Origin of the sequence: Pseudoalteromonas sp. BSi20429 (assembly GCF_000238895.1) — a bacterium.
Taxonomy (GTDB): Bacteria; Pseudomonadota; Gammaproteobacteria; order Enterobacterales; family Alteromonadaceae; genus Pseudoalteromonas; species Pseudoalteromonas arctica.
Genome location: NZ_BADV01000044.1, coordinates 1 through 5,860, shown reverse-complemented (window position 1 = coordinate 5,860; position 5,860 = coordinate 1). Strand labels below are relative to the sequence as shown.

Annotated in this window: 4 protein-coding genes and 1 pseudogene; 1 reads left to right on the top strand and 4 read right to left on the bottom strand. The window is 39.8% G+C overall.

What is annotated here, in order from left to right; all coding sequences use genetic code 11:
• The 4 genes from galT to P20429_RS10405 form a co-directional block, all read right to left on the bottom strand.
• A partial coding sequence (gene galT, locus P20429_RS19475) for a galactose-1-phosphate uridylyltransferase (protein ID WP_033026738.1) occupies window positions 1-777 on the bottom strand: 777 nt, incomplete at its 3' end.
• A gap of 12 nt (window positions 778-789) precedes the next feature.
• Window positions 790-1,872 (bottom strand): family 43 glycosylhydrolase, encoded by a 1,083-nt coding sequence (locus tag P20429_RS10395; protein WP_007583100.1) that lies wholly within the window; start codon window positions 1,870-1,872, stop codon window positions 790-792.
• A 9-nt stretch (window positions 1,873-1,881) separates the two neighbouring features.
• Window positions 1,882-2,820, bottom strand: a complete 939-nt coding sequence (locus P20429_RS10400) for a sugar kinase (RefSeq protein WP_007583099.1) — start codon at window positions 2,818-2,820, stop codon at window positions 1,882-1,884.
• Entirely contained in the window at window positions 2,817-4,412 is a 1,596-nt protein-coding gene (locus P20429_RS10405; RefSeq protein WP_007583098.1) for an MFS transporter, read from the bottom strand. The genes P20429_RS10400 and P20429_RS10405 overlap by 4 nt, the downstream gene beginning before the upstream one ends.
• A gap of 326 nt (window positions 4,413-4,738) precedes the next feature.
• Here P20429_RS10405 and P20429_RS19470 point away from each other — a divergent pair.
• A pseudogene (locus P20429_RS19470) lies at window positions 4,739-5,860 on the top strand (agarase); the annotation flags it as partial.

Here is a 5,860-nt window from a genome sequence, read left to right as displayed (position 1 = left end):
AGCTAGAGTACTTTGTTGAGCGTCTGTCAGCTCTATCATTTGAGTAACTGCAAACCGAGGTAATAACAGTGTTTCAAATGGCCATGCAGCCCAATAAGGAACAACCACAAGCCAATCATCGTTTACACATACTACGCGTTCATTTAATTCCATCTCACGTTTTGCGTAATCGAGCAATAAACTACTGCCATACTGTTTATAATAGTTACTAAGGTTTGTATGTTTACGTGCAACCAAACTCGGTAATTTATTTTGTGCCCAAATTTGACCATGTGGATGCGGGTTAGAGCATCCCATTACAGCGCCTTTATTTTCAAACACCTGAACCCAGTTGTAAGTTTTTGATAACTCTTGGCATTGCTCTTGCCATGTGCTTACTACATTTGTAATTTGCGAAACACTGAGCTCTGGTAGTGTTTTTGCATGATTAGGCGAAAAACAAATAACACGCGCAGTGCCACGCTCTGTATGCATGCTAAATAGGGGATCGGTTTGCTCCACATCAGGCACACCTTCACGCAAGGCGGCAAAGTCATTAGTAAACACAAAGGTGTTTTTGTAATCTGGATTTACTTCGCCGTTGATACGCGTATTGCCTTTACATAAAAAGCAGCTTTCGTCGTATTCTGGTTTAACCTCAATATCTACACTTTCTTCTTGACCTTGCCATGGGCGTTTAGCCCTGTGTGGCGACACCAACACATATTCATTTAATAATGGGTTTAAACGCCGATGTGGATGCTCTGTCGGGTCAAATTGATTTTGTTGCTCACTCATTGTTTACTTTCCCTAGTTACTGTTTTGAAAGGTACCGGCGTCGAGCACTTGCTTACGAGGAGTAAAACGACAAATATAGTTCCAGTTCCAACTGGCATCGTATTTATGGCACAAGCCCCAACTAATGCCTGGCGCTGTGTTTTGATCAAACCCTTGTGCAGGTCTATATAAGCCAATTGCTTCTGGACCGCCTTTTATATGCGCCATAATTTCAAAATTAATACCGTCCTGAGCAAATTGAATAGTATTTTTTTCAGGGCCATCGGTTGTTAGCAAACTAGCAATACCACCTTTGTAATTCCAAACAACGACCTCATGACCGCTATTAGAAATAGGGTTGTAAGGCGATTTAACATAAGGCCCTAATACATCATCAGCAATAGCAACACCGTGTTTGATTTCACGACCACCAAAGTTCATTCCCTCACCTTGGGTCTCACCTTTGTAATACAAGTAAAATTTGTTATTAAAAAACACCAAACACGGATCGTGTACTTTATGGCTATCAAAACTACCTTTAGCTGTTACTGCAAAGCGATTATCTTCATCACCGTGCCATTGACCATCTTTACTTGGGCTAACAATAGGTTCAGGTGATTTAATCCAAGGACCAAAAGGGGTATCGCAATGCGCTATAGCAATATGCTCATATTGGCGATTGGTATACGGTGTTTGTACCGTTTGATACACCAAGTAATACTTACCTTGATGCGCAAATACTTCAGGGGTAAAAATAGCGCGATCGTCATAGTTACCAGCGTCCCCTCGACTCACAGCGACCCCTTGTTCTTGCCACGTTATGCTGTCTTTTGACGTTGCATGCCAAACTTGCGTTAAATCCCAAGGAAACACTTTTGCACTTGAGTCTTGTGCATTAAAACCAACTGTTTCCCCCTCACCTTTGGTGTACCAACAATGATAAACACCATCAATGTATAAAACAGATGAAGGATCGCGACGTATAACTCCTTCTTCATAGGCAAAATCACCCAGCAACGGTTCCACATCAAATTCTGTCAGCCACTGCGGGCCATATTTGTCGTAGCCACGCTCTATTGCACGCTTACTTGCTAAACTTAATTTTTTATCAGACATGTTAATTCCTTACTTACCTAGGCTTATATTTAGCGACTGGTATACGTCAAGAGGTAAAATCGCGCCTTGATGCTGCACAACTTGTGAGGCAACACTGTCAGCCATTTCTAATGCATTTTGAGGGGTTTGTGCGCACATTCTGGCGGCTAAGTAGGTTCCGGCAAATGAGTCGCCAGCCGCTGTACTGTCAACTTGCTTTGCAGCGGGTGTAAACGGACATGACGCTTTAAGATCATCTTTGCAATAAACCTGCATCCCGGCACTACCAGCTTTAATAACAATTTCGTCGATATCAAATTGTGTACAGTACTTAACAATCTCTGCACTGCTTGAATGACCGAATAACACACGGTGATCATCAAGACCTGGTAAAACTACATTACTAAGCGCATAAGCACGCTCTAGCCATTCAATAGCGTGGCTTTTTGATTGCCACATACGCGCGCGATAATTAGGGTCGAACGCAATTGTGCAGCCTTGTTTTTTTAAATCAGCTAATAATGTGAGTAAACCTTGTTTAGATTCATCATCTAAAATACCTAAACTAATGCCACTGAAAAACACCCAGTCTGATTCTTTAAAACCTAAATTAAATGGCTTTTGAGTATATAAACTCATCATATGCTTCGCTGCTGATTGATTACGCCAATAATCAAAGCTTCGCTCACCATCAGCATCCGTTGAAATAGCGTAAATACCCACGTTATAGTCTGCTGTTGTAATCACGTTTTGCGTGCTAATACCTTCTTGTTGCCAACATTTGAGCATATTGGCACTCAGTACGTCGCTACCTACAGCTGTAAATAGCGCGCAATTTAGTGTGTTTGCAAAACGCTTTGCATACACAAGAGCATTGTAAGTATCGCCCGCAAAAGACTGCTTGCATTCGCTAATACCTGTTGGTACTAGCTCGACCATACATTCACCAATAGCGAGTAAAGTACTCACACACCCTCCTGTACTTTTTTAGTGTGTAGGCCTTCTAGGTAGACTTCAATTTCTTCTATCGATTTATTTTTAGTCTCTGGCATAAACTTAAATAGCAATGCAAAGCCGGCAACACCCGATACGGTATAAAGTAAAAAGATGTTTGCAGCGCCTAAATTACTTAGCTGCCATGGGAAAAACTGCTGAACAAAATAGCTAATTACACTGGCAATAAATGCGAAGGTAGGAATGGCCACACCTCGAATACGAGTCGGGAATATTTCAGAAAATATCACCCACATAATTGGCCCAATCGAAAAGTGAAAGGCTGCAATAAAGCCCGCTATACCAAATGATATAAGTGGCGCGTTTATAGTTGCTGCGCGTGAAATTAAATCGCTTTCAAATAATTGCTGTTGCGAAGCAGTAAGTACGCTCGCTAGTGCTTGCTTAAATTCAATATCACTGTGATACACAGTACCAATTATGTGCTCCAGTCCTGTAATAGAGTTTAACGCTGAAAACGAGGCTATATCTTCAGCCGACAAACTATACTCTGCCTGGCTAAAGCCTAAATAACACATAAACAAACTAATTGTTGCAGCTGCTAATCCCCAAATAACAAGGGGTCTGCGCCCTAACTTATCTATCAAAGCAATAGCTACCACAGTAAATACAATACTGACTAAACCAATTAAAACAGCGTTAAAAAAAGCCGCATCAGTGCCGACTCCCAGTTGTTCAAACACCGTTGGAGCATAAAACATTATGGCGTTAATCCCCGTCACTTGCTGCACAATAGCAATAGTAAAAGCAATAATGACAGCGGCGCGAACACGACTTTCGAGTAGTTGTTTAAATGAAGAAAAATACCCACCTGTTTCGCTGTAATCAACCAAGCTCTCTTTAATACTCTTAAGTTGCTCTTGGGCCAATTCAGTATTTTTATTTAAACGATGCAAGATAGTTATAGCGCGTGTTTCGTTGCCTTTCATAACTAACCAACGCGGGCTTTGAGGAATAGTAAATAATAATAAAAACCATAAAATAGCAGGAATAATCTCAACGCCTAGCATCCAGCGCCATAAATTATCTTGTACATTCCACTGTGTTACCCACTCAAAATTACTGTGAGCTAAATCAACAAGTAAGTAGTTAGCAAAATACGCTGCGGATAATCCAACAACAATATTTATTTGAATCATAGACACTAATTTACCACGGTACTTAGACGGTGCAACTTCGCCTATATACATAGCAGCGACTGATAAAGACGTGAATGCTAATCCACCTATAAAACGAGCAGCAACTAATAGCTCGTAACTTGGCGCGAAAACCGATGCAATTGCCGACAGTATGTATATAAACGCAATGCCTATTAAAGTATTTTTTCGGCCAAACATATTGCATATGTAACCGGTAATGACTAAAGCAAATAGCACACCAAAACCAGGCGCACTCACTACAGTGCCTATTTGAATGTCTGATAAATTGAATTCTGCCGATACAAAACGAACCGTACCTGAAATAAGAGCAGCGTCTAATCCAAATATAAAGCCGCCAAAGGCGACAATAAATGCAAAGAAAAACACATTACGTTTACTACCATTCATACTTCTATCCAACTTTGTTGTTATCATTGTGTGTTGCTTTATATAGAGAATAAAGCGAGTGCTAGTGTCAAAACCCAACATTGTTAACAATTAACCATGGGTAATGACTTCGAGACTATTTCAAAATTAACGCACTTGCAACATCTATTTTAAGAAATCATGCTTTAACTTAAATTATTTTACAATTAACATTAAAAATTAGTTAAACAAAATCAAAAGTTTATTATAAATGACACACAAAAACACAAATTGCATATTGTCAACAATATTCAATTTTGTTTTTTTGTTGTATGGTATGTTAAATTGTAATTAAAGGTTGAACAGCAATGAAATATAAAAAGAACATACTACTCACATCGCTCTTGCTTGCGCTAAGTGCCTGTAACCAACAAGAAATCAAGGTTGAAAAACCAACCAATGAGCCTACAGAGGTTAATTCAGCAGATACATTAATGTATTTATTTGCTGATGCTGCACACACACAGCTAACCCCAGTTCAATACAAAAGTAATGCAGCCACTGTAAAGGCAGGAAACTCTGTATTAGATGTGACATTTCAATCTAAGAAAAATTCGTACGCCAGTATTGTTTTTTCACCGGAAAAACCTTGGGATTGGAGTGAATTTAGTGATTTTAATCTTGCCTTTGAATTGGCAAACCCAGGAACACACTCTGTACAAATTTATTTAGATATCTCCGATATTGACGGTGCTAACTATACGCGTAGCGTTAATGTGCCAGTAGGTGGATACAACACGTATTACGCAAAACTTGACGGCCACGACCTTGCAACGCCCGATGGCAAAGGAAATGTAGAACTTAACTTTACCTCAGGACTTCGCTCTAACCCAGATACGTGGGAGTCTGATGAGGTACAGTTTATTTCTATGTGGGGTAAAAAAAATCTTAACTTAAAAGGCATCGCTAAAATAGCAATTAGCGTGCAAAGTACATTGCATGACAAAGAGCTGGCAATAAAATCTATTTCACTTCGTAAAAACCCTCAATTTAATACTGCTTTTTTAACCAAGATTGTTGATGAATTTGGCCAAAATGCAAAACAAGAATTTTCAGGGAAGGTACATTCAGAAGCCGAGCTATTGAGCGACAAAAAACAAGAAGCAGCACAGTTACTTTCTAAACGCCCTACTAATCGCTCACGCTTTGGTGGCTGGGCAGAAGGTCCAAAATTAGAAGCTACTGGTTATTTTAGAACGGCTAAATATAATGATAAATGGTCATTAGTCGACCCTGATGGCTATTTATACCTTGCAACTGGAATTGATATTATTCGTCTTGCAAACTCAACAACACTAACGGGTTACGATTTTGATCAAGCGTTGTTGGCTAAACCAGCTAATGCAGGTGTAACACCTGAGGATTCAAAAGGGTTAAACCAAGTAAATAAAGAAGCGCTTAAAAGCCGCTTTGTAGCGTCACAAGTGCGT

Coding starts and splice junctions, on each gene's coding strand:
- P20429_RS10395 (WP_007583100.1), bottom strand. CDS start 1,872: ATGTCTGATAAAAAATTAAGTTTAGCAAGTAAGCGTGCAATAGAGCGT.
- P20429_RS10405 (WP_007583098.1), bottom strand. CDS start 4,412: ATGAATGGTAGTAAACGTAATGTGTTTTTCTTTGCATTTATTGTCGCC.